This window comes from Pedobacter jeongneungensis (assembly GCF_000633455.1).
In the GTDB taxonomy this organism is placed as follows: domain Bacteria; phylum Bacteroidota; class Bacteroidia; order Sphingobacteriales; family Sphingobacteriaceae; genus Pedobacter; species Pedobacter jeongneungensis_A.
In genome coordinates this window covers 90,935-113,588 of the sequence record NZ_AYMG01000016.1, presented here as the reverse complement: position 1 = coordinate 113,588, position 22,654 = coordinate 90,935, and the positions used below count along the sequence as shown (strand labels likewise).

29 protein-coding genes are annotated in these 22,654 nt (G+C 43.0%); 19 read left to right on the top strand and 10 right to left on the bottom strand.

Annotation, left to right across the window (positions count from 1 at the left end):
- Positions 1 to 5: 5 nt before the first annotated feature.
- The 9 genes from U859_RS0115770 to U859_RS0115730 all read left to right on the top strand — a co-directional run bounded on the left by U859_RS0115770 (position 6) and on the right by U859_RS0115730 (position 6,838).
- Entirely contained in the window at positions 6 to 740 is a 735-nt protein-coding gene (locus tag U859_RS0115770; RefSeq protein ID WP_240183063.1) for a conjugal transfer protein TraI, read from the top strand.
- Entirely contained in the window at positions 727 to 1,374 is a 648-nt protein-coding gene (locus U859_RS0115765) for a hypothetical protein (protein ID WP_025144310.1), read from the top strand. The genes U859_RS0115770 and U859_RS0115765 overlap by 14 nt, the downstream gene beginning before the upstream one ends.
- Positions 1,367 to 1,990 (top strand): hypothetical protein, encoded by a 624-nt coding sequence (locus tag U859_RS0115760; protein WP_025144309.1) that lies wholly within the window; start codon positions 1,367 to 1,369, stop codon positions 1,988 to 1,990. Before U859_RS0115765 ends, U859_RS0115760 begins: the two co-directional genes overlap by 8 nt.
- A gap of 16 nt (positions 1,991 to 2,006) precedes the next feature.
- Positions 2,007 to 3,194, top strand: a complete 1,188-nt coding sequence (gene traJ, locus U859_RS0115755; protein ID WP_029985824.1) for a conjugative transposon protein TraJ — start codon at positions 2,007 to 2,009, stop codon at positions 3,192 to 3,194.
- 38 nt (positions 3,195 to 3,232) lie between these two features.
- The gene (gene traK / locus U859_RS0115750) at positions 3,233 to 3,850 is read left to right on the top strand and encodes a conjugative transposon protein TraK (RefSeq protein ID WP_025144308.1); all 618 of its coding nucleotides are present in this window, start codon (positions 3,233 to 3,235) and stop codon (positions 3,848 to 3,850) included.
- Positions 3,847 to 4,062: a hypothetical protein gene (locus U859_RS0115745; protein ID WP_025144307.1), complete on the top strand. Its 216-nt coding sequence runs from the start codon at positions 3,847 to 3,849 to the stop codon at positions 4,060 to 4,062. Before traK ends, U859_RS0115745 begins: the two co-directional genes overlap by 4 nt.
- A gap of 7 nt (positions 4,063 to 4,069) precedes the next feature.
- On the top strand, positions 4,070 to 4,333 hold the full coding sequence (locus tag U859_RS0115740) for a hypothetical protein (RefSeq protein WP_025144306.1): 264 nt from the start codon (positions 4,070 to 4,072) through the stop codon (positions 4,331 to 4,333).
- 192 nt (positions 4,334 to 4,525) lie between these two features.
- Positions 4,526 to 5,167: a conjugative transposon protein TraM gene (gene traM / locus U859_RS0115735; protein WP_025144305.1), complete on the top strand. Its 642-nt coding sequence runs from the start codon at positions 4,526 to 4,528 to the stop codon at positions 5,165 to 5,167.
- Positions 5,168 to 5,179: 12 nt separating this feature from the next.
- Positions 5,180 to 6,838: a hypothetical protein gene (locus U859_RS0115730; protein WP_162799948.1), complete on the top strand. Its 1,659-nt coding sequence runs from the start codon at positions 5,180 to 5,182 to the stop codon at positions 6,836 to 6,838.
- Positions 6,839 to 7,085: 247 nt separating this feature from the next.
- On the opposite strand, the gene U859_RS0115725 is transcribed toward U859_RS0115730, so the two are convergent.
- Genes U859_RS0115725 through U859_RS0115710 form a run of 4 tightly spaced genes read right to left on the bottom strand, consistent with a single transcriptional unit; the run spans position 7,086 to position 11,274 of the window.
- On the bottom strand, positions 7,086 to 8,882 hold the full coding sequence (locus tag U859_RS0115725; RefSeq protein WP_025144303.1) for an SAVED domain-containing protein: 1,797 nt from the start codon (positions 8,880 to 8,882) through the stop codon (positions 7,086 to 7,088).
- A 2-nt stretch (positions 8,883 to 8,884) separates the two neighbouring features.
- Positions 8,885 to 9,760 (bottom strand): AAA family ATPase, encoded by an 876-nt coding sequence (locus U859_RS0115720; RefSeq protein WP_025144302.1) that lies wholly within the window; start codon positions 9,758 to 9,760, stop codon positions 8,885 to 8,887.
- The gene (locus U859_RS0115715) at positions 9,760 to 10,248 is read right to left on the bottom strand and encodes a hypothetical protein (protein ID WP_025144301.1); all 489 of its coding nucleotides are present in this window, start codon (positions 10,246 to 10,248) and stop codon (positions 9,760 to 9,762) included. Before U859_RS0115715 ends, U859_RS0115720 begins: the two co-directional genes overlap by 1 nt.
- Positions 10,249 to 10,260: 12 nt before the next feature.
- On the bottom strand, positions 10,261 to 11,274 hold the full coding sequence (locus U859_RS0115710) for a CBASS oligonucleotide cyclase (protein ID WP_025144300.1): 1,014 nt from the start codon (positions 11,272 to 11,274) through the stop codon (positions 10,261 to 10,263).
- A gap of 214 nt (positions 11,275 to 11,488) precedes the next feature.
- Here U859_RS0115710 and U859_RS0115705 point away from each other — a divergent pair, with 214 nt between their 5' ends.
- From U859_RS0115705 to U859_RS0115690, 4 genes are all read left to right on the top strand, one after another.
- Complete coding sequence (locus U859_RS0115705; RefSeq protein ID WP_025144299.1) at positions 11,489 to 12,154, top strand: sigma-70 family RNA polymerase sigma factor; 666 nt, start codon at positions 11,489 to 11,491, stop codon at positions 12,152 to 12,154.
- Complete coding sequence (locus U859_RS0115700; protein WP_025144298.1) at positions 12,141 to 12,494, top strand: hypothetical protein; 354 nt, start codon at positions 12,141 to 12,143, stop codon at positions 12,492 to 12,494. Before U859_RS0115705 ends, U859_RS0115700 begins: the two co-directional genes overlap by 14 nt.
- The gene (locus U859_RS0115695) at positions 12,463 to 13,266 is read left to right on the top strand and encodes an ImmA/IrrE family metallo-endopeptidase (RefSeq protein WP_025144297.1); all 804 of its coding nucleotides are present in this window, start codon (positions 12,463 to 12,465) and stop codon (positions 13,264 to 13,266) included. Before U859_RS0115700 ends, U859_RS0115695 begins: the two co-directional genes overlap by 32 nt.
- A 99-nt stretch (positions 13,267 to 13,365) precedes the next feature.
- A complete protein-coding gene (locus U859_RS0115690) occupies positions 13,366 to 13,590 on the top strand; it encodes a hypothetical protein (protein WP_025144296.1) in 225 nt (74 codons plus the stop codon).
- A 101-nt stretch (positions 13,591 to 13,691) separates the two neighbouring features.
- Here U859_RS0115690 and U859_RS0115680 read toward each other — a convergent pair whose 3' ends face one another.
- From U859_RS0115680 to U859_RS0115665, 4 genes are all read right to left on the bottom strand, one after another.
- Complete coding sequence (locus U859_RS0115680; RefSeq protein WP_025144295.1) at positions 13,692 to 14,282, bottom strand: hypothetical protein; 591 nt, start codon at positions 14,280 to 14,282, stop codon at positions 13,692 to 13,694.
- 41 nt (positions 14,283 to 14,323) lie between these two features.
- Positions 14,324 to 15,439: a hypothetical protein gene (locus U859_RS0115675; protein ID WP_162799947.1), complete on the bottom strand. Its 1,116-nt coding sequence runs from the start codon at positions 15,437 to 15,439 to the stop codon at positions 14,324 to 14,326.
- On the bottom strand, positions 15,339 to 16,265 hold the full coding sequence (locus U859_RS0115670; protein WP_025144293.1) for a tetratricopeptide repeat protein: 927 nt from the start codon (positions 16,263 to 16,265) through the stop codon (positions 15,339 to 15,341). The genes U859_RS0115675 and U859_RS0115670 overlap by 101 nt, the downstream gene beginning before the upstream one ends.
- 196 nt (positions 16,266 to 16,461) lie before the next feature.
- Complete coding sequence (locus tag U859_RS0115665) at positions 16,462 to 16,782, bottom strand: hypothetical protein (protein ID WP_025144292.1); 321 nt, start codon at positions 16,780 to 16,782, stop codon at positions 16,462 to 16,464.
- Between the two features lie 193 nt (positions 16,783 to 16,975).
- On the opposite strand from U859_RS0115665, the gene U859_RS0115660 reads away from it, so the two are divergent.
- From U859_RS0115660 to U859_RS0115640, 5 genes are read left to right on the top strand one after another with little or no spacing between them, the layout of a single operon-like run.
- Entirely contained in the window at positions 16,976 to 17,404 is a 429-nt protein-coding gene (locus U859_RS0115660; RefSeq protein ID WP_025144291.1) for a LexA family protein, read from the top strand.
- Positions 17,388 to 18,632, top strand: a complete 1,245-nt coding sequence (locus U859_RS0115655) for a Y-family DNA polymerase (RefSeq protein WP_025144290.1) — start codon at positions 17,388 to 17,390, stop codon at positions 18,630 to 18,632. Before U859_RS0115660 ends, U859_RS0115655 begins: the two co-directional genes overlap by 17 nt.
- A gap of 22 nt (positions 18,633 to 18,654) precedes the next feature.
- On the top strand, positions 18,655 to 19,335 hold the full coding sequence (locus tag U859_RS0115650; protein ID WP_084153084.1) for an SOS response-associated peptidase: 681 nt from the start codon (positions 18,655 to 18,657) through the stop codon (positions 19,333 to 19,335).
- 43 nt (positions 19,336 to 19,378) lie between these two features.
- Positions 19,379 to 20,002, top strand: a complete 624-nt coding sequence (locus tag U859_RS0115645; RefSeq protein WP_025144288.1) for an alpha-ketoglutarate-dependent dioxygenase AlkB family protein — start codon at positions 19,379 to 19,381, stop codon at positions 20,000 to 20,002.
- Positions 19,999 to 20,499 (top strand): hypothetical protein, encoded by a 501-nt coding sequence (locus U859_RS0115640; RefSeq protein ID WP_025144287.1) that lies wholly within the window; start codon positions 19,999 to 20,001, stop codon positions 20,497 to 20,499. The genes U859_RS0115645 and U859_RS0115640 overlap by 4 nt, the downstream gene beginning before the upstream one ends.
- A 15-nt stretch (positions 20,500 to 20,514) precedes the next feature.
- On the opposite strand, the gene U859_RS0115635 is transcribed toward U859_RS0115640, so the two are convergent.
- Together U859_RS0115635 and U859_RS32010 are read right to left on the bottom strand one after the other, a co-directional pair.
- On the bottom strand, positions 20,515 to 21,312 hold the full coding sequence (locus U859_RS0115635; protein WP_025144286.1) for an outer membrane beta-barrel protein: 798 nt from the start codon (positions 21,310 to 21,312) through the stop codon (positions 20,515 to 20,517).
- Positions 21,290 to 21,697 carry a hypothetical protein gene (locus U859_RS32010; RefSeq protein ID WP_025144285.1) on the bottom strand — a complete coding sequence of 136 codons (408 nt, stop codon included), beginning with the start codon at positions 21,695 to 21,697 and terminating at the stop codon, positions 21,290 to 21,292. The genes U859_RS0115635 and U859_RS32010 overlap by 23 nt, the downstream gene beginning before the upstream one ends.
- 153 nt (positions 21,698 to 21,850) lie before the next feature.
- Here U859_RS32010 and U859_RS31130 point away from each other — a divergent pair, with 153 nt between their 5' ends.
- Complete coding sequence (locus U859_RS31130) at positions 21,851 to 22,483, top strand: UPF0758 domain-containing protein (RefSeq protein WP_051584712.1); 633 nt, start codon at positions 21,851 to 21,853, stop codon at positions 22,481 to 22,483.
- The last annotated feature ends 171 nt before the right edge of the window (positions 22,484 to 22,654 follow it).

Genomic DNA, 22,654 nt, shown 5'->3' with positions numbered 1-22,654 from the left:
GGGAAATGAAAAGAGTGTTGGGCGTGTGGACTAAGGTTCAGGCGAAAATGAAAAGGCTTATGAAAAATTATATGATCATTCTGCCGGTGTCGGCAATGACGCTTTGCGTGAGTTTGCCTAAGGGGGCGCAGGCGCAGGTTGCGGTATTGGAAGTGATAAAGGCGGGAGTAAAAAAGGTGATCAAGGCGGTTGACTTGAAAGTGCAGCGTTTGCAGAATGAAACGATTTGGCTGCAAAATGCGCAGAAGGTGCTAGAAAACCAGCTCTCTAAATTGAAGCTGACCGAGATTGCGGACTGGACGGGCAGGCAAAAAGAGCTTTATGAAAAGTATTATAAGGAGCTCTGGGAAGTGAAATCGGCAATCACTTATTTTAAGCGCATCCGCGAGCTGACGGGAAAACAGCTTCGGCTGGTGGATGAATACCAATGGGCGCTCGGGCTGTTTTCAAAGGATAAGCATTTCTCGGTGGAAGAGCTCGAAGAGATGAAAAAGGTGTACCAAGGGATATTGGAAGAAGGCCTGAAGAATGTGGATGAGATTTTACTGGTGATCAGCAGCTTTAAAACGCAGATGAGTGATGCAGAAAGGCTGGAGCTGATTGCAAAAGCTTCGCAACGGCTGGATGAAAATTATACGGATTTGCAAAAGTTTAATCGCAGTCAGATGTCGATCAGCGTTTCAAGGGCCAAATCAAATGATGAGGTAGTTACTTTAAAGGAGTTGTATGGGCTGGAATAGTAGGGCTTTCATGTTAAGATTTGTGGTTTTGCTATCATTTTCTGCTTTGAGTTTCCAGCAGGTGATGGCGCAGAGCTGGTCAGAGTGGTTCCGGCAAAAGAAAATCCAGGAGCGATACCTGCTGGAGCAAATCGCAGCTTTGCGGCTGTATGGAAGTTACGTAAAAAAAGGCTATCAGCTGGTGAGTGGTGGGGTAAACGTGGTCAGGGATTTATCCAAAGGTGAGTTGGACGTGCATCAGCTGTTTTTTGCTTCACTTTCCAGGGTTAATCCGGTGGTACGCTCTTCTGCGAAGGTGACCGGGATTATTGAATTGGAGCTGGAAATGGTCAAGCTGCTTTCAGCAGTGAGGCGGGTGGAGTTAGCAAGAGAGGCGAAGATAAATGTGGTGGCAGTGGCTGATGGTTTAAGTAAGGAAAGCTTAGCGGGACTCGAAGAACTGTTATCGCTTGTGCTTTCGGGTGAAGTGGAATTGAGCGATGCCGAACGATTGGAAAGACTGGATGCTTTGCATGAGGGGTTCAGGGAACGGCTGGTTTTGGTAAGGCAACTGGTCGCAGAAGTATTTAGGCTCAGTAGATTGCAAGCAGCGGAAGAATCAGAGGTTTTTAGATTAAGGAGGTGGTATGAATAAGTTTAAGGTTTTAGTGATATTGTTTTTTGGGTTGGGGCTTTTCAGGGTTTCTGCGCAGTCCACTGATGCGCAGCAGTTATTGCTGAACGTGGAAAAGCTGAGCCAGTTGAAAAACATTTTATCTGATATGAAGCGGGGCTATGAGGTCTTAAGCAAAGGCTATAATGCGGTGCGGGGGATCGCTAAAGGTAATTTTTCGCTGCATGAGACTTTCCTAGACGGGTTGCTACTGGTGAGCCCGGAAGTAATGAAGTACCATAAAATAGCAGAACTCGTTTCGGCGCAGGGCAGGCTGATCAGAGAATATAAGTCGGCTTACCAGGGTTTTGTTTCTTCGGGCAGTTTTTCTGCCAGTGAGCTGGAATATATTTCCAGGGTCTATGCTTCGCTGGCTTCAGAAAGTCTGGATCATCTGGAGGAGCTATTGCGGGTAATTTCTTCGGGGGAACTGCGTATGAATGATGCGGAGCGGCTTTCCGCGATTGACAGGTTAGCTGCTCAGATGGAATCTAAGCTCAGTTTTCTTAGGGATTTTAATACAAAGGGCTGGTCGGTCAAGCGACAGCGGGATAGGGAAAAGCGCTCGCTAACGGAATTAAGGTCTATCTACAGGTAAATAAATTTTGATTTTTATGAATAGGAAATTAAACGGCTTTTTTAAGCTGACGGGGCTGCTATTGCTCTTTGTTTTGCCGCTGGGGGCTTCAGCGCAAGGGGTGGCGGAAAGCCTTTCCGGTATGCAGCCGGTGCTGGACCGGATTTATGCAGAGATGCTGCCAATGTGCTCGAAGCTGATTGACGTGGGTAGAGGCCTAGCGGGATTTGGGGCGATGTGGTATATCGCTGCCAGGGTGTATCGCCATCAGGCGAGCGCCGAACCGGTGGATGTGTATCCGCTGCTGCGACCATTTGCTTTGGGGATGTGCATTCTGCTTTTTCCAGCGGTAATGGCGGTGATGAATGGGGTGCTGCAGCCGACGGTGTCGGCAACAGGTGCCATGGTTACGGGCAGCAATGAAGTGATTGCCAAGCTTCTTAAAGCGAAAGAGGAAGCGATGAAAAAATCGAAGTATTACCAGATGTATGTTGGGGAAGATGGCCGCGGGGATAGGGACCTTTGGTACCGCTATTCGCATCCCAAAGATCCTGATGGCAGTGGGGAAACGTTTTTAGATGGATTGGGCAATGATTTGTCTTTTTACATGGAACGCCAGAGTTATGCTTTTCGCAATAACGTCAAGCAATGGATGAAAGAAGTACTGGAAGTGGTCTATGCGGCAGCTTCGCTGTGCATCAATACCCTGCGGACTTTTTTTCTCATTATCCTGGCGGTATTGGGGCCGCTGGTACTGGGCTTTGCGGTCTTTGATGGCTTTCAGCATACTTTGACGGTTTATCTGGCGCGCTACATCAATATTTTTTTATGGCTGCCAGTAGCCAATATTTTTGGCAGCATCCTAAATAAAATCCAGGAGCAGATGATTAGGCTGGATATCTCGCAGATTGATGCCAGTGGCGATACCTTTTTTACCGGCGCGGATACCTGTTATCTGATCTTTTTAATTATTGGTATCGTAGGGTATTTCTCGGTGCCGACGGTAGCCAATTACATTGTCAATGCGGGCGGGGGTAACGCGATGCTGCAAAAGGTGAATATGATTGTGGCAGGTAGTGGCTCACATGCCATGGCTTATGGCGGCGCGGGTATGGGCATGGCGGCGGATGCCATGGGTGATGCTTACCGAAGGATGAACGGCTCAATGGCGCAAAGCGGTGGCAATGATTATTTCCCGGATAAGGATAACGGTAGCAGCCATTAAAAGGACAGGATTAGTGGGAGTTAAAGGAAAGGAGAAATATGTTTAATCAACTCAGGAACATCGATTCGGCCTTTGGCCATATTAAGCGTTTTAGCCTTTTTTTTCTGCTTTGCTGCTTTGGGGTTTCGGGATTTACGCTCTGGAAGGCTTTTGAGATGGTCAGGTATGCGCAGCAGAGGGTATATGTGCTGGTTAATGGTAAAGCGGTGGAAGTCTTCGCGGGTGAGAAAAAAGATAACCTGATGGTTGAGCTTCGGGATCATATAAAGATGTTCCATTACTGGTTTTTTACGCTTGACCCGGATGAAAAGGTGATTCAGGGGAATATTGCAAAGGCGCTAAACCTGGCGGATGAAAGTGGCCGGAAGGCGTATGATAATTTAAAAGAGCAGGGCTTTTACAATAACCTGATCTCGGCAAATATATCCTTAAGCCTGCAGGTGGATTCGGTGCAGTTGGATATCAATAGCTACCCTTATGTCTTTCGCTGTTTTGCCACGCAAAAATTGGTGCGCTCTTCTTCGACGGTATTTCGAAAACTGGTTACCCGCGGTTTGGTACGAAGTGTATCCAGGAGCGATAATAATCCACATGGCTTTTTAATTGAGCGCTGGGAAACGGTAGAAAACGGGGACAATACACTGGTTGGGAGATGAGAAAGCGGAAGGGAAATCTGAGTGATGGTCAGTTACGGATGGCCGAACAGGTTGGCAGGGCTTTGCTGCGTTTGCAAAGGCGAATGGCGGACTGGCTTAACTGCAGGCTTTGGGTAATGGATCTGGAACGGCAGCGGTGGCTATTGCTTGGCTTTAGCGCCGGATTAACGGTTTATTTTTTAATCATGATGGCCAGGGCCATCTTAAAATAAAGGGAAAATGAAAGAAGAAAAATTGGATTGGAAAGGGCTTTTTGGTGTAGATGCAGCGGGCAAGAAAAAGCTGAGTAAGCCAAAGGCGGTGTTGCTGCTGGTGTTGGTACTGCTGCTTTGCACTTGTGGATTGCTGTATGTATTTAGGGATGAGATTCTGGAAGCGGAAAAGCAGGAAGAGAAAAAGGGAATTAATGCAAGTCTGCCCGATGCGGTGCTGAAAAAAGATGCGCCGGAAGATAAGATGTCGATTTACAGCGTGATGCCTTAGGATAGTGCGGAAGATAAAATCGGGGATTTAAGGATAGGTTTTAATGAGAGGAAATCTGATCAGCAGGCGGAGGCAATCAAGGAAAGGCTGGCGCAGATTAATGCGCAGGTCTCTTCGACTGCGGCTGGTGTGGGTTCTGGTGCGGGCGTGAGGGGTAGTGGTGTTTATGGAAATGTCAATGATAGTGGCAACATGAAAAGCGATGTGGATAGGTTGGAGCTATTGATGAAATCCATGCAGCAGGGAAAGGCGGAGGATAAGGAGATGGAGCAGCTGGGGGAAGTGATGGATAAGATCATTTCGATTCAGAACCCGGGAATGGTGCAGCAAAAGCTGCTGGAGCGAAAGGCCGAACTTGCAGCGAGTGATAGCGCTTTTCATGCCTTGCGGGCAGTGGTAGACGGTTTTCAGAAAGTGGCGCAGGGTGGACTAGTCAGGCTAAAGCTGAAAGATACAGCCACTTTATCAGGTATGCTGCTGGCTAAAGGGCAGCTGCTCTATGGTTCCTGCTCGATTGTTAATCAGCGTTTGATATTGAATATTTCTAATGTCCGCCTGGGCAGTTCAATTATTCCGGTAAATCTTTCGGTGTTTTCTTTGGACGGGATTATGGGGATTGATGCGCCGGAGGCGGTGTTGGGTGAAGTGGCGGGCGATGGGACGGTGAATGCGCTGGGTTCGATGCAGCTGCTGTCAATGGATAATTCGCTGGGCGTGCAGGCGGCTTCAGCAGGTATTGATGCGGCCAGGAACCTGATAGGTCGAAAGGTGAAGCGGGTTCGGGTAAAGTTGCGTGATGGCTTGCCCGTGCTGCTGAAAATCAACCGCTATTAAGCCATGACGCCAATGATGGAAAAAAGGCAGCAGGTGGCGGCTGCCTTGGAAGCGGTAGAGGCGGTTGGTTTGAGCTCGGATCAGCTGCCGGAGAAAATCGCGGCTTTTTATGATGATCCGGTAAACCATCCGCTTATTCTGGTGGATAAAAAGTTCGGGGATTATGTGCTACGCTTTGAGCTGAATCTGGATTTAAGCGAGGGGCAGCTGGCTTTTTCCAGCTACACGCTGATGCTGGATAAAAAGCTTGTGATGCCGGAGCATTTCGTTTCTAATGGAATCGATTCGTTGGTGCTGGACGTGGAGATGGGTAAAGTGGACTGGTCCAAGCATAACGGCTTTGGGGTATCGTCAGAATTGGATGGAAGCTCAGAGGAACAGTGCATGCAACGAACGATGGCGATGCTGTACCGTTTTGGGGTGGTGGATCGGGAGTGGGATGAGCAGGGCTGGCAGCGAGCGAACGAGATGAGCGATGCGCTGATGCTCAAACATTTTAAGGGAACGGCGCTGGAAGAATCTATCATGGCCAGCGTTGATTTTCGCAGGTCGACATTTTATGATTTGTATCCTTATACCCCGGCTTTGCATGCTTCGGTGGTGGCCGAGTGGCCACGGACGGCGGCTGAGCTGGAATATTTAAGTACAATCACTTTTGGTAACCAAGTAAAAAATGAGATTATGAATCTAAACAATTTGCAGAACCTTCAGGGGGAAATGAAAAAACTGGGTTTCCCGGAAAAGATGATCCTGGAGATGGAGAAACAAATGAAGTCCGGTGTGAAGGGCTTTAATCTTTTTGAACGACTAGAGGGGGATAAATCCAGGCTGGATACGACGCTGCATTTTAAGCAGTCTACGCAGTCAGATTATTATTACCTCAATAAGTATGAGATTTCGGTGCCTACAGGTAGGGAACTGGACAAGGGGGAAAAGGCATATGTGTATTTTCCAGATAAGCAAAAGGATGGGGAAGCATCAGTTAGGACTTTTTCGGAGCTGCGTCCGGCGATTGATTTTTTTAAAGGGCTGGAGGAGTCGGCGAAACTGGGCGTGGGCAAGAGCTTTGATTATCAGACTGAGGTGGCGATGCGTGAAGGGAAGCAGATTAGTTTTGTGGACCAGGGTTACCGTTCGACTTTTTATTCTGAGGATCAGAGACAGACGTTTTATGTGGACAGGGGTGAAGGTTTTACCTATGAGCAAGGCCGCAATTTAGTGCAGGGGCGTTCGGTGTACAGGGAGAATATGATTTCGGCTAAGGGTCATCCTTATGATGCCTGGATTATGCTGGACAGGGATAAGCCGAGAGACCGTTCGGGAAACCTGGTGACCAGGCAGTTTACGGGTGGCTATGGTTTTGATTTGAAAGCGGTGTTAAAGGGTTATAAAATCAAGGAACTTTCTGATGCAAAAGTGTTGGAGGGCTTGATGGAAAGCATGCGTAACGGGAACAGGGTTCAGGTGAGCGTGGAAAGGGACGGCAAGCAGGAGAACCTGTTCATTGAGCCTGCGGTGCGATACTCGCAGATTAACTTTTTTGACAAAGAAGGTAAGTCGGTGAAGCGTGAGGAGTTTAAGGTCAAGAAGGAAGAAGGGCTGATGCAGGCGAATGGGAAGGAGAAGTCGAAGGCTAAATCCAAGTCGAAGAGCGTAGGTGTCGGGGAGTAGGTTTAGTAGTTAATTATTATAATGGTCTGCCGGAATCCGGCAGACCATTTTTATTTTTGTTGAACACTAGAGTTTACCAATTTTTAACCTACCTATGACTAATCAGCGCAGAAAGTTCGAAATATAGTATTTATATATTCCTTCTTATTTTGAATATGGCAAAATAGAATGTTTTTCCATCCATTTGAATTGCAGATAATTCTCCTAGGACTATGCGGAGCACACACAATTTTTTCAAGTGATGCCTTTAGCTTCCTAGGTTTACCTGAAAACTTTTTAACCCTGATTTGATTTTTTCGCCGTTCAGATTTTTGAATCCATCGACAATATCATCAATAAGGTTTGGTGCAAAACGATAAACCTTATTCCTAGCAAAAGCCGCTAACTGTAATTTACTATTAAATTTTGAATTGAGTTTATAAAATGTTCTATATCCTCGTAATTCCATTGGTGCACCAGCGAATTCAATTACAGGTTTATCAAGTAGAATGGAAATTATATCTTTCAAAGTTCCTTTACCATCAATATTTTCAATTAAAACCCATTGCCAATACCAATTTAAGAAACGGTTCATCGATCTAACTTGTATTATGCCTAATTCAGATCCTGTATCAACAAAACTCCACATGGTTTCGACAGCGGTCTCAATGGCATTGCAAAAAAATGCCTTTAATCCATTATTCAGTTTTTTAGAATCATAAATACTACAATACTTGTATTCAGTCAGTAATCCCCAAACATCCGCCTGGTAATCCGCTTCTTCGATCACTTTAGGAAATTGGCCGATACCGTTAGCGACTTCTTTTGTTAGGCGATGCCCTTCTTTGCTGTAATGTAATGCTTCATGAAAAAAGAATAATCTCGAGGCCTGCATAATGTCGGTTTCAGGTTTCGTCGTTAATCTTTTACTTAATCCAAAAAGGAAACCATCATCAAGGAGCCAACTGTTAGTCTTTTCAATATATTCAAAGCCATCATCTACGTCAGTTGTTTCGATATCTATATTATCATGTTTTAAACTGGTTCTATTTATATCAGTCACTAAGTTCCAAGGATGCTTTAGATGTTGAGAAACGGTTTTGTATTCAGCATCGTCTGAACAAACCATTTGTAACCAATTGTCCGATTTCTTACCAGCTATAGTGTTGATAAATGGTTTTATGTTATTTTCCAATTGCTCCTGCCATTTTTTTCTAATCGTATTGGCTACTTCTCTATTGTTTTCAGAAAGAACAATCCTACTATCAATCTCTTTTGTTACCAAGATGGCTTCTTTATATTTAGGACTTTCATTTCTGTCAAATTGGTAGGTCTGAACAAAAGGATAGATATTAGGATTGATCCTCGTTCCTAGTGCAAAGGGTAAGCCAGCTGAGGATGCTATAAATAAATGTATTTTTTCTCGGTCGCTCAATTTATTGGCATAAACGTCTAGAATATCCTGAAAAGTATTAACAACTGACTTAATCGTTTCTTGACTATAAAGAGAATCTACCTTTGGAGTTTTAAGAGCGATGTCAAATTCATTTAATGGATTAGGAACTACTTCATATGTAGTATGCTTGTCAATGTTGAATGAGGTAGCTATCCTTATACTTATATCTCCCTTTCCTTTTTGAACCTCGGAAGGTAGGCTGAATGGAACGATTGAAAAATCGTAATCAGGTGAAGGCTTGTCTGTTTCTTTATACCACCTGCTTTCAACATGATGCCATTGATATATGGATAAAGGATGAGTATTGCCAATTAAGTAACCCAAATGAAAGGCCACTGGTATAGGAGTTAAACCAAAATATGCAATCCTTGCCTGTGGATTTGCATCAAGTATTGACTTAGCAATTTCAACATATTTCCTTTGTTGAAAGAGCGCTAAATTGTCAAACGATAAAGCGTATAGTTCGCTCAATTTTGCGCTGCCTGCTTCAAAATCGATAAAAACTATATTTTCTGCGTCTTCTGCATCCAATGCTGAAACACATTCAGCTTCAGTGATTTTTCTATCCAACCCGTAATGGGCTATAACTATTGTTTTTATACTTATCATAATTATTTTATAAGTGGTGATGGTTTCACATTCTTTAAAACTTCGAGAAAAATGTCTTTTGAGAATGGGCGGTTGGTCTGAATTGCTAAAAATAATGCTTGCTTACCAACTTTTTGTATGAGATCGGAAAAGCTGTATGGCGTATCTTTATTTTCACTTGCTTGAACCAAATCATGTATGTCCCCCTTCTTAATTTCTGATCCTTCGAAAAGGCTTTCGAAAACTAGCTCCCGTGCTTTCGAATCAGGCCTCTCAAATTCGATAACCTGGACAGCCCGCCTTATTATAGCTGGGTCTAACACCTTTAACCTGTTCGTAATTAAGATTACGGCCAACTCAATTTTTTCGCGGGAAACAAGATCAATCTGCTTAATTAAAACATTAAGCCCCGCACGATCTTCATGGTGCGCTTGGTTTTGGTCACGGTCTGTTGCGAGATCATCAGCTTCATCGATGATCAAGATACCCATTTCTCCTGGCTTTACACTTTTCTTTACTTGAGCGAATGCATCCGTTATTCTGTTGCCAATTTCTCCTACTAAGCCACCGCCACGTATATTTGATGGCGTTTCATAACATGTTATACGTTTCCCTATTATTTTACCAAGTGGAGTGGCTACGCTGTGTGCTAATGCAGTTTTACCACAACCTACATCACCAGATAAAATAATCAATGGTGTGCCAGAAATTATATTAGAAAAAAATGCTAGCTTTTTTGAATGATATTTTTTATGCCATTTCTCAATCTTTTCATGATTGTAGAATAATTCCAGAGAATTCAATAAAGCATCTTTTTGTTTATCAATAGCTATCAACTGATCAAAAGCCTTTTGAGCGGCATTATCAGGATGGGTATTTTGTTGTAGTAGAACTTCCATTATTTGGTAATTAGCGTACGTTGTAATCTTAAATTATTACTGATATAATCTCTTTCTGATGTCTCTTTACCAACTAAAGGCGAGCCATTGGTTCCCCAACCTCTTCTCGCTAATTCAGAGTTAACAGATGTGGAGTTTGCAAGATTGTAATTCATGTCCACAAACAACCCGACACTTGAATCTTTTGGAATCGACCAGAAATTAATGCCTCCTGATAAACTCCCGGTTGATAAATAGCCATTGCTGCTTACTGTATATTTGTAAGATTGAAATCTTTCTCCAGATGCATTGTAGAGTTGTATCTCGAATGAATTAAGAACTTTTTCTTTCAACATATATGTGATATCCTCAATCCAGTTTTTTGCTCTTTCATAAGTAATTATCCCTCTATTTGCAAAACCAATAATATCCTCATAGGTATTTTGCATAACCGCCTTTACATCCGATTCACTATAAGAATCGGTGCCTGAAAATGTATATGTACTCATATTGTTTGTATTTTAATTGCAGTGTGATGAAAATATTTTACCGAATAATGATTGCAGATGTTCAAGACTATCGCCATCTCTACCATCAATATCCGCTACAATTGCACGGTTAATGATTTCTGACGCTTCTTGCAACCAATCAGCAAGATCTTGAATCTCATACCATGACCATTTTTTTACGATATTATTTTCAGCCATGACTGGATCAAGTACAGACCATTCTTGGTTTGCATGTGGTGTTATGCTCTGATAATAATCATTAAACCAAATTGTTTCCTTATTCTTAACAACATGTGCCAGGTAGGAAAACCAATTAGCTAGTGTTTGTGGATAAGTGGTATCGTCACCACATTGCTCATAGGCCTTTGCTGCGAGAAGATTTACTAAAAAACTAGGTAGACTTATTTTGTCATTTGTTTCGTTTTCTTTTACAATCCTCCACCATTTTAATAAACGGATCATATCATTGAAAGTAACTATGCCATCATTTTTTTTTGTTTCCGCAGTGCGTGAGCGGATAAATTCACGATGATTCTCTATGCATGTAGTGATTTGCTCTCCGGTATTTCTAATTAAAATTTGTTCGCCTTTTTTGCTGCCTTGAAACATCGGCACTAAGTCAAAGGTTAGCTTATCTGCCTCAAAAATTATTTTAATGGAGCTTTTAGTCTCCTCGATTTCATTATTTGGATAACAATCTTCTGCGTATTTTTTGAATCTTTGAATTAATGGTTCAAATTCTGTTTCTTTATCTTTTTCAACTACAAAAGGTAAATCAATATCTTGACCTTCAGTTGTTGTTAAACCACGCATATGTCTTCGCAATCCAGTACGAGTAGCAAACGAACCGGAATGAGGCATTTCTATGATTGTTAAGCCATCTGCTTCAGCCTTCTCCTTAATATTTTTTCTTACTTCATCAGATTTATCCTTGATAGCAGCTCTGCTTTCTTTAGGAGGAGCTATCCATGCTACAAAGTTTTTGATTCTACCATGTAGCGTACTCTTGTTACTGTATGCATTCATATTTATTTTTTTTTAATTTAATTACCTACTAATTACTCTCACGGGACATTAGAACTTTCAGTTATGTTCCTTTTAATTTTTTGTTTTCCATGTTTTTATTATTTTTATTTTAAATAAATCAACCAACTCTCAATCAAATGAACAATAGAACAAATGCCCTTTCATTAACTACGATAATCGTTACTAACGGTTTTCCGTATATCAATTGTAGTATATGATGGATCGAAGCGAACTCGAGCATGCTACAACCGCTGAACTTATAGAATATATTCAAGGAAAAGATGATTTTATCGAAGCCGCCAAATGTGCATTTGAGAATTTTTTCTTGAGATTTGAAAATGAATTAACAAAAAAATGCCGCGTTGTTGCGGTAAAATGGGGGTATGATCAAAGTGTAGGTGATATTATCTCAGAACAAGCGCTAGAGAAGTTTTGGCTAAAAGCCAACCGTTTTAATCCAGATCAATGCAAAGCAAATAATTTGGATAGGTGCTTGCTGTTCTACATATTTAGGATAGCTCAGAGGCTTTTATGTGATAAAAATAGAGAGGAAAAGAAAATTGGTAAAGACTATTCTGGAGATGAAGAGATTATTGTTGAATTTCCAAGTTTAGAAAATCTGTCTCTACCAGCTGAAAAGGCTAGGGACATAAGGTCAAGAGCTGAACTGATTGAAAAAGCTCTGGACAGGCTTGGTCCAAAACATAAAATTATTTATTTAACATACCAAGCACACGAGCGAAAAGGAATGAAGTTACCAAGACATCTATTGGAGAAACTAAGAGATGAACTGGAATTAACTCAGACATCCATTCGTATATACAAAAAAATGGCAACTGATACTGTCACTCAAATTATGCAAATTTATGGCTCAAAGTAAATTATTTACTGATCCTGAAGAGATTACAAATTGGCTAGCTTCTACTGGTTATTTATTTCCAAGAAATGAATTGGAATTAAAAAGGTATAATAAACTTTTTGATGATGGTGATAATATTAAGCTGACGGATTCGAACGTTTCACTGGATAGAATATTTTCCGGACAAGTAATGCGATTTCCTGAAGGAACACCATTTCAGACATACGACAAAAATCAGATAATTTCGGACTATAAGATGGTTGCACGAAATGGTTTAAATGGACTACCTGAGCATATTTTAAATAAAATGCTGAATAATCAGAATAAAAATGACGCCAGCAAAAAAGAAGAGGATAAGTGAACTTGCTGATTTTTTATCTTCTGAATTTGCAGTTGGGAATTTAACTGATTTAATTGCAGCCGCTGACTCAGAATCGCTTTCTATATATTTTGATCATTATGAAAGTAGCTTTGATGGGATGCTTGTTCATTTTGATCAGCAATTTCATGTTCATATAAATCTTGATAAAGGAAATACCAAAACGTCAAAAAGAGGTCGATTTACTTTAGCACACGAGTTGGGACACTTTTTTATTGATGAACATCGAATAGGGTTAAAATATGGTCTGTTACAAGCACATCCATCTCTTAATAACTTAAATCATACATCTCTGATTGAGAATGAAGCTGATTATTTTGCGAGCTGTCTACTTATGCCTGAAAATAAGTATAAAGCCTTTTGTGCTCGAAAACCATTTTCATTTGATTTAATTAATTCAATATCAGATAGTTTTCAGACTAGCTTGGTCGCTTCAATCTTAAGGTTTATTGATATTGGATCAAGAGAATTTATGGTAGTAGTTTCTAGAAGTGATGTTGTGAAGTGGTTTTCAAAAAGCCACGATTTCCCAAAATTCCCTTTTCGTTTTAAGGTTGGACTAAATCTTCCTAAAGATACGTTGTCTGCACGGTATTTTTTGAAACCAATTATTCCTTACCAGTCACTAATTGAGGAGATTGATCCTGAAAGTTGGTTTTATATTAATGATAATAGAGCGAATAAAACAATGTATGAACAATGTTATTTCTCGGAAATTAATGGATATTTAGTTACTCTTATCTGGTTCAAATAGGTTGGGTTCAAAAATGATTATTTTTTAGCTTTACAATTTTTTTTAGAAGGAATCAGAATTTGCTTATATAAAAACATATCTTAGGGTTTAACATTTTTTATGTTCAATAAACCATTTAAAGTGGTGTCTGCAGAATGTGCGGCACTAAATGCAAAGCTGCGTGTCCATTCAGGTGGGCGCTTAAACCAATCGGATGAAAAACCTGTGGCGATCGTTAGGAATATACGGCAAGGTTCATCTGACACAGATTTTTTTGAAATGATTATGGTCATCGCTGGCGTAATCCTTTCCTTTCTCTTAATTGGTAAACTGTTTTCTAAATAGTACCGGAAACTTTTTCTTTAATCTTTTTCTTGGCGGATTTTACATCCGCTTTTTTTTTGCTACTTTTTTTTGGGCTTTGAATGAACCGTGTCCGCTCAATTCTATTCAAGTTTTTTAAGTAATCGTCTTTTTGTCCTTTTAAATGCGGTGCCATCCCAATTGGCATCGAAATCATCCCAGAATACCCTGATGTTGGTATCAAGGTTGAAGCTGATGATGAAAGTGAGATCGTCGAACTTAAAGGTAATGTTGTTTGAATTGGGTTCAGTATTCAGGTACTTGGTATTATCCTTAATCACTTTTTCAATTAGATTCAGCAATTCAATTGCTTTTGCAGAGGGTAGATTTTTGAAAGCGTATGGCTGATAGGTAACGCCTGATGGATTCCATTTAGACCCAAAAAATCCCAGTATTAATCCTTCTTTACTTTGCTTGGCGGACTTATAAACCAACGAAGTCAATTCTCCTGAAGAAGCTGCGGCAAGCGGATCCATTTCGAACTGTACTACATCGTTAGAAGCATCTAAGATTGTACCCACTACATAGGCTTTTGCCCGGAAGAGTGCAATGTCTTTACTGAACTCCTTGGCAGACCAATAATAATTCGGGGCAGAAGGGGTCGCTACCTGCGCTTGCAATTTTGAAAATAGGACCAGTTGGAGCAATAGTATTAGGGTAATTTTTGATTTCATTTAAATGCTAATTTGATATATTTTAGTGGGTTGTGATGGTATTAGTTTCTGTAAATGCCCAGTCTTTTCAGTAGGATGGTCAGTTGGATAAGCTCATGCTGGCTTGCTTTGATGGTGGGGTTACGCCCTGTCATTTTATGGATGGTAATGCCATCACTTGATTTTTGTGCCTGGATGATGTTGTCGAGTTTGATGGTATAGTTCTTTTCCAGGCCGATGACGAAAATTCTTTTCTGGGTGAGGTATAGGGTGCCGCTGTCGATGAGTTTATCATAGGTGCCGCCGTATTTGGAGCGGTTGGAACGGGGTTCGTAGATTTGTATGCGGTTGATGACCAGGTAGCAGGTTTCACTTTTCTGGATTTCAAAGATGTTCTCTATGGCGGTCAGTGCTTCGTTTTCCAGTGACCAGTAGTGTCTGAAGTTTTTGAGTTGTTGCCTGGTTTCAGGATTATGTTCAGAGTTGATGTTAAGGCTTTTGGCTTTTTGTTTAAATGCGGCTTCTTCCTGCGGGGACAAGCGCTGATCGGCGACCATTTTTTGGAAATAATCGAGCAGGTGCCGACTGCGAACTTCCTTGGATATGGCTTTTTCGGCTTCTTCGGGCAGGTTCAGGTGTTGCTGGATGTCTTTCAGGTAGTCTTCTGAGGCTTTTGTAAACTCACTGTTATTTAGCGTTTTGATAAAGCATTTTCTGTAAGCGAGCTTTCCGATTTCCAGGTGGAAGTATTCGGTGGTTTTTTCATTTAGGTGCAGGATGGTGGCGAGTTGTTTCAGTTTGGCTGATTCCTGTTCGCTCATTTTAAAGTTGGTTAAATAATAATTAAGTGCCACCGCATAAAATTCTTCCAGGTTCAGGCCGAACCTATCACTTAGCGACAAATCATATCTGGCTTCGATGTTTTCCAGTGTTTCAGGGCTGATGCTTTCTATGCCACCACTGGCGATAAGGTTATTGAGTTCAATAAGTGCATTTTCTTCGGGATCTTGCCGGAAGATGCTTTGCAGAAAACTTGGTTTCTTTAAGGATACGGTCTGAAAGGGCGCAATCATGGGCTTAATATTTTCGGTATTCTTCGTAAACAGGATCATTCCAGTTGCAGACCCCGCCATGCCATGAGCAGGCACCACGGCCTTTGGCACTGGAGGTGCTGCCATCGCAGCAGCGGGTAACATAATAGGAAATGCGCCGCTTTAAGGGGTTGACTTTATTATAAAGGGTGGAGGCGGATTCGTAGCCGAGGTCTTTGGAATGGTTCAAGTCAGACACGGCTTCTCTGACCTTGCCAAGCTTATAATAGCAATAGGCCCTTTGATAGTAGGCTTCTGGGTTGGCTTTGTCGAAGGAAATAAGCGTGGCATATTCATTTAATGCTTTTTTATACTGTTTCGCTTTGAAGTAACGGCTGGCCGCAGTGTTGATGACTTTGCGTTCCAGATTGGCATAACGAACGGTTTCGCTGTCGGTGAGCAGGAAACGGGAGGCTTTGCTGAGCTGTAGCTTGGCGGCTTCGGTATCGTTCTGGGCGCTTTCAGCAGCCAGAATAAAAATGTTGAGGCTGTCTTTTCTCAGCTGCTCTTTCTTTGCGGCCAGTTCCCGGGCCTGCTGTTCCTGCTGCGCTTTGAGCCGAGCGATGCGGCCAGTTTCCTTGTCGACTGCTTTATAATGAATACTCAGCGGAATGAGCAGGGCAATGAAAGCGATATAGGTGCTCATGCGTATGGATGGGTTAAGTTTGAATACGAGTTTTCGCTCCATCCATTTTTTGCCGTATGGAAAAGAGATGAAGGACAGAAATCCCAGCAAGATAAAAAGCAGGGGATGGCGGATAAAATAAAAGGCGAGGACCAGGAACAATGCGCCAACTATAGAAAATGCAAGCTTATGTTTTTCGGGCTTGATTTTGCCTTTTCCTGGTCTGGGTTTAAAATATTCAGGCAGTACCTTGGACTTTTCCGGGATGAGTTTTGGCAGGTATTTCATAACCCTTTTGGCTGGGTTGAAAGGCTTGAACAAATATATTGTACATCCGGAACACACGGATTGGGCAAGATAATATTGAGCATAAGATGAGCGTAGTTTAGTCTAGCAATAAAGCTATACAAATTTTATTGTAATCCATAAAATGATGTTTCCGGAAACTCTTATGTTGGATTCCGGAAACAGTGATCAATTTTAATTAAGCTTTTTCGATGGCTGTAAACTGATCTTTAAAATTAACGAAAATGATCTCACAGAATCGGCCAAAATAGTATCCTTCAAAATCTTTTACTTCCTCTTTCACACCTTCGATCTTTACAACTTCAACTTCCAGTGCTGCTGCGAATTTATTTTCCGTCAACTTAATTACGCCTTTATCACCCCATTGCTGTGTGTGACGAAGATACTCGACGCCATCATGGGAAAGAATTGTCCAGGTATTAAGTTTTCCGTCCTTTATCATTTTGATAATTGCTTGTTTTAATCCTCCAGGATTAGCGGTTTTGATTCTTAGTTTCATAATTTTTTTTGTGTTAAAATTAGGCAAGGCACTTTGCTTTATTTTACGGGAAACCGGATTGGTGCTTTTAAGCTTTCGAAGCCTTTTTAAGATTATTCCTTTTGGTTGTTTTATTGTTCTAAAAATTTTAGTGTTTAATTTATTTTACTAAAATATTTAGTATAAATTTGTTGTCGGTTAAAGCAAAGGGTTTATGATCAGGTCGTTTGAGAAAAGAGCAGAGCAGAAGATTTCGGGGTTTCAGTCCCCGGCGGCGGATTATTTAGAAGGCCGTCTGGATATTGCTGAAAAGTTGGTGGTGGATCCGCATGCGACCTTTTATTTTAAGATGGAGGGGGAGGCGATGCGTTCATTCGGCATTGATGACGGGGATATTTTGGTAGTAGACCGTTCGCTTCAGGCGTTACATGGGGCGATGGTGATTGCGTTTATCTCGGGCAGTTTTTCCTGCAGGATGTATGTACAGATTGGTGGGGAGATGGCTTTGCGTAATGATGCTGGGGATGTTTTGGAAAGGGATATTGCGGAAGTTTCCATTTGGGGGGTAGTGACGGCGATTTGCAGGGGGATGCTGCCTGCAGGATTAAAGCAGGGGAGGTACAGGGATGTTTGCGCTTTGTGATTGCAACAACTTTTATGCTTCTGCCGAGCGTTTGTTCCGTCCGGAGCTTAACGGTCTGCCAATCGTGGTGCTGAGCAACAATGATGGCTGCGTGATTGCCCGGAGTGAGGAGGCGAAGGCCTGCGGGATTAAAATGGGTGATCCGGAGTTTCTGGTAAGAGACCTGATCAAGAAGTTCAATATCCAGGTGTTTTCGAGCAATTATGTCTTATACGGGGATATGAGTGAGCGGGTGATGCATAGCCTTTCCAGGTGGTTTCCAAGGCTGGATGTGTATTCGATTGATGAGGCTTTTGGTTGGTTAGGAGGGGTTTCGGATTTGGCAGCCTATGTGCCCGAAATCAGAAGATCAGTGGTCCGGAATTCGGGTATACCGGTTTCCATTGGTGTAGCACCTTCGAAGACATTGGCCAAGCTGGCCAATAAACTGGCCAAGAAAAATAATGGGGTGATGGTGCTGGATAACGATGAAAAGATAACCGCTGCGGTACAGGATTTTCCGGTGCATGACCTTTGGGGCGTGGGCCGGCAGTATTATAAAAAGTTTGAAGAGCTGAAGATTGAAACCGTTGGGCAGCTCAGGGAATTGCCAGAAATGTGGTTTAAGCAGCACATGACCATTATGGGCCAGCGGATGTGGAATGAGCTGTGGGGAAGGCCGGCGATACCGATTGATGGGCTAAGGGAAAGCACCAAAGGTGTGACGGTGAGCCGATCGTTCAGGAATTATATCGAGCAACCGGATATCCTGGCGGAAGCGGTCACGCTCTATGCTTCGAGACTAGCTGAGAAGCTGCGGGCGCAGGGGCTTCGTTGTTTGTATTTGCAGGTGTTTTTATATACCAACCAAAACCGGGAGGATCATCCGCAACATTTTCCCGCCCATACCCATAAGCTGCTGATCGCAAGCAATAATACTTCCGATCTGGTGAAAATCGCGGTTACGGTTTCGGGCAAGCTGTTTAAGTATGGCATGAAGTACCGCAAGGCGGGGATAATCGCGACAGGACTGGTGCCGGAATCAGAATTGCAGCTGAATATCTTTTCTCCGCACGATGGGGGAAAGAAGGATAGGGTGTCAGAGGTGCTGGATAAACTGAACCTGGCTTATGGCCGGGGAACGCTAAGGATGGCAACCGAAGGTTATGAAAAAAAGTGGCGTTTGAAACATGAGTTTTTGTCCAAGGGTTACACGACCCGTTGGAGCGATATTATAAAAGTGAAATAGGATTCTGATTAGAAAAAAGATTATGTGTGGAAGAACATTAATTGGAGAGAGTAAAGCGATGGCGGCCAAGGCCGGGGTGATCTTGGGTGGCGAGGCGAAGGAAAAGGATACCAACCGTCCGCCTGGTACGGATATGCCGATTATTCTGGATGCAAGGCCGGGTAAGCTGCACTACGTGAAATGGGGACTGATTCCTTCGGGGTCTAAAGAGGTGCCGAAGTTTGCGACGACTTATTGCCGCATTGAAACGATGCACAGTTTGCCGAGTTATCGGGAGCTGATTGGCCACAGGCACTGCGTGTTTGTGGTGGAGGGGTTTTATGAATGGGACAGGAACAGTAAAGTCAAGCAGCCTTATTTCTTTGAAAGGGTGGATAAAGGGATTATGCTGTTAGCAGGATTCTGGGACAGCTGGAAAGATCCTAAAACGGCGATTGTGATTCCTTCCTGCACAATGATTATGCAGCCAGCGAATGCTTTTATGTCTAAAATCCATGACCGGATGCCTTGTCTGCTTTCGCAAAGTGAGAGCGCGATATGGCTGGACAGGGAACTGCCGGCTTCGGAGCGGTTAAAGGTGCTGCATCCGGTGGATGATTATATCTTAAAGGGCTGGCAGGTGGATTCTAAGCTGAATAATGCGCGGAATAAGGATGAGGATAACAATAAGCCTTCGGGGCCTGATCTTTCGCTATTTAATTAAGGGTTATTTGTTTTTGGTTTAATTTTTTGTTTTTCTGTTGGTTATGGAGCAACTGAGCTTTTTTGGGATAGCGGGGCAGACGGCGGGATTGCCGCTGGAGGTACTGGAGTACCATGCGGGCTTTATTCCGGCCGGGATGAGTGATGCCTTGCTTGATTCATTAATTGCCGAGACGCCATGGAAACAAAAGGTGGTCCGGTATTATGATAAGGAGGTGGTGACGCCACGCTTGTCTGCTTTTTATGGAGATAGTTCGCAGGTGGATTATACCGCGATTGGAAAGTCTGCGCCTTTGCCATGGACGCAAAGGCTGTTATCATTGAAGCATTTGGTGGAACCCATGGCTGGGATTGAGTTTAACAGCGTACTGCTGAATTATTACCGGGACGGGCAGGATTCTGTGGCCTGGCACAGTGATAATGAAACGGTAATGGGTTCTCATCCGATCATCGCTTCAGTTTCTTTTGGACAGGTGCGCAGCTTTGATATCCGTTTGAAGGCGGATCATGCGGTGAAGCATTCGGTGCGTCTGGAGCATGGTTCGCTGCTGTTGATGAAGGGCGATCTGCAGCAGCAATGGGATCACCGGGTTGCCAAATCCAAGACTTTTATGCGCCCGAGGGTGAATTTGACCTTCAGGCGGATTGTTAATCCACCAAGTGTATGATCAAGTTACATTATATCCATGAGGACCCGACTTCAGCGCTTGGCTTTTTTGCTTATCTGCTCTTGCAGGAAAAAAGTGGTGATCCGTTCATGATTCTGCGGGAGGACGAAATTCTGGGGGAGTTGGCCTGGCAAAATGGGCGGTGGTTAAATGTTGGGGAGATTTGTGTGGAGAAAGAATTTTTGCAGGCCGTTGGCCGGTTTATCGATGCGCAAGCATTTTCTACTTTACCTGCTGTATTGCTTACCAGGTGGCCGGATGATCTGGCTGAAGTGGTGGTACAGTCGGAGAGTGATTATTTGCTGGTATGTAAGCTGGGCAGGGATTTTGTGGTTTTTGAGCGTATTTTCCGGGAGTTTATTTCTGGGTTGATTAGAGGTGAGGGGCTATTTAGTTTTAAGGTCTTTGATGCTGGCTTTGACATGGATTTTGAGCTGAACGTGGAAGCTAAGGCAGCGCCTGGCGGTTATGCCGGCATTGAAAAATGGCAGGTGTAATATTGCTGACATTCTTTAAAACTTATAACCTACCGATAAAGCGAAGCTGTAGTTTTTCTGGCTTCCTGATTGTTTTCTGCCACCAATTTCAGGCAAAAGGTTGCGCAGGCCTATCTGGGGGTTGAATTCGAGCCATAGTTTATTACTGAAATCATAACCCAGCTGGATATCCAGACCATAATCATATTTTTTACCATAGATGATTTTTTCCATTTCGCCATCCATCAAATCCTCCCTGAAAATAACCTTTCCATGATTATCCAGTATGATGTCTCCGGATACCAGGGGATTATCTGCTTTCCAGTTCCCACCGGTGCCGTATCCGGCGTACGCGCCGATTCCAAGTATAGCGTGTCCATTGCCGAGTTGTGGACGGTACTGAATGTTGATGGGGATTTCAAGATAAGTTACACTGGTTTTGAAGTTTTCCAGGTATCCACTATAGCCACCTGTTTTCTGGCGGTAACCTTTATCGATGATGGTAAACCCAGGTTGCAGGTAAATATCCATTGCTAATGGAATGGTGAGGTTGATGCCGAACTGGCTGCCGATGTTAAACTGGGTTTTGCCTGGTCGTTCATCGTTGCCGCTAATGCTAACGCTGGACAGGTTCGCGCCACCTTTGATGCCGAACTGGATTTGGGCCTGCAGCTGGGTGATGGTCGTGATGGAGAATAAGCAGATCAGTAAAAGTAGTTTTGAAAAGCGCATGGTTAGATTCTGATTTTTTATTAATGAAACGTTTAGCAGTGATCTTTCGCTACAGGTGCTGAATGATTTAGTGTGTTTGTTAACGTCTTTTATATTCTTCATATTTAAGATAAACCGTGCTGGGACCGCTTTCCAGGTAGCCCAGTTCAAAGCAGTATAGCCAGGTATCTTGGCTATTGACTTTGTTTGCGCTGGTACAGTAGCCAAAATGAAAGCCCTGTTTTTCCAGTTCATATCTCCTGACAAATTTCTTTTCTCCCTGTTCAAGCGTATAGAGCTCATAGCGTTTTAGAATTTCGTAGTTGTTTTTAATGATGCGAAAGACCGCGGGCATGTCCTGCGTTTCTTTTTCCCTTTGCGCATCCCTTTTTTTGCGGTTGAATGCGTTTCTACAGCCATCGTTGCAAAACCGCTTATCTGATCGCCCAAAAAGCGATTTACCACATTCTTCGCAGAGGTGCTCTTCTTCAGTTGTAACTGGGTTCATGTTTAAGTGATTGATTATTTGATAGATAAACGGTTATACCGAGTATTTGTTGTCTGCATCGGGTAAGTGGTTAACGCTTCGAGTAATTTCAATATGTACCGATTGTTTGCTCATGGCTTACAGAGATTTGTGCTGTACCAATACAAGTAAGCCATGAAAAATAAAGTAATCGCAACGGAATCTTTTTCAAACGGGAGCAGGCATTTCTTTCTGGATTTTATGCTGGCCCGGAACAATACCAATTATATCCGCATCACCCGGAGTGATGAGCAAAAGGACGGGACTTATTTAAGGTCTACCGTTCGGGTGTTCCAGGAGGATTTTGAATTCTTGATCGGCTGCTTTGCAGCGCTGTTCCGTTCGGCGGCTTATGCCGGGGAGCATGTGCATGTGAAGGATTTGAAGTCTTCTGGTTCTTCCAACAGGATTAAGGATTGGCCGCCCTGCCTGCGTCCGAGGGAGAAAATGCTCGAGCATGGTAAGGAGTCGATGGCGGATGAAGAGTTGCTGGCGATGCTGATTGGTTCGGGTACACCCGATGAATCGGCGGTGGAATTATCGAAACGGATGCTGGAAGATGTTGGATTTGATCTGATCCGGCTCGGCAGTTTGGATCAGTACAAACTTTGCCAGTTTTTGGGGATGGGGATTGCTAAATCTTCTTCCATTATTGCTGCGCTGGAGCTCGGGCGCAGGGCCTACGGCTTTTTCCAGTCGGGGGTGAGCGCAAACATTACTTCAGGCATCCGCAGTATGGATACTTTTCTTTATGTAAGCGGGAGCTGATTTTTTTATTTTTTTTTTCTTCCGGGCTTTCGCCCTTTAAGCTGATTGGGTGTTTCCACCCGCCCTTTTGGGTAAGCAAATTTCTGAACAATCCTTTTTCCCGTCAAGGCTGAACCCCTGAAGGGGTTTGCTCGAAAAAAATCTTCCCTGCTGCGCTGCGCTTCGCGAGGT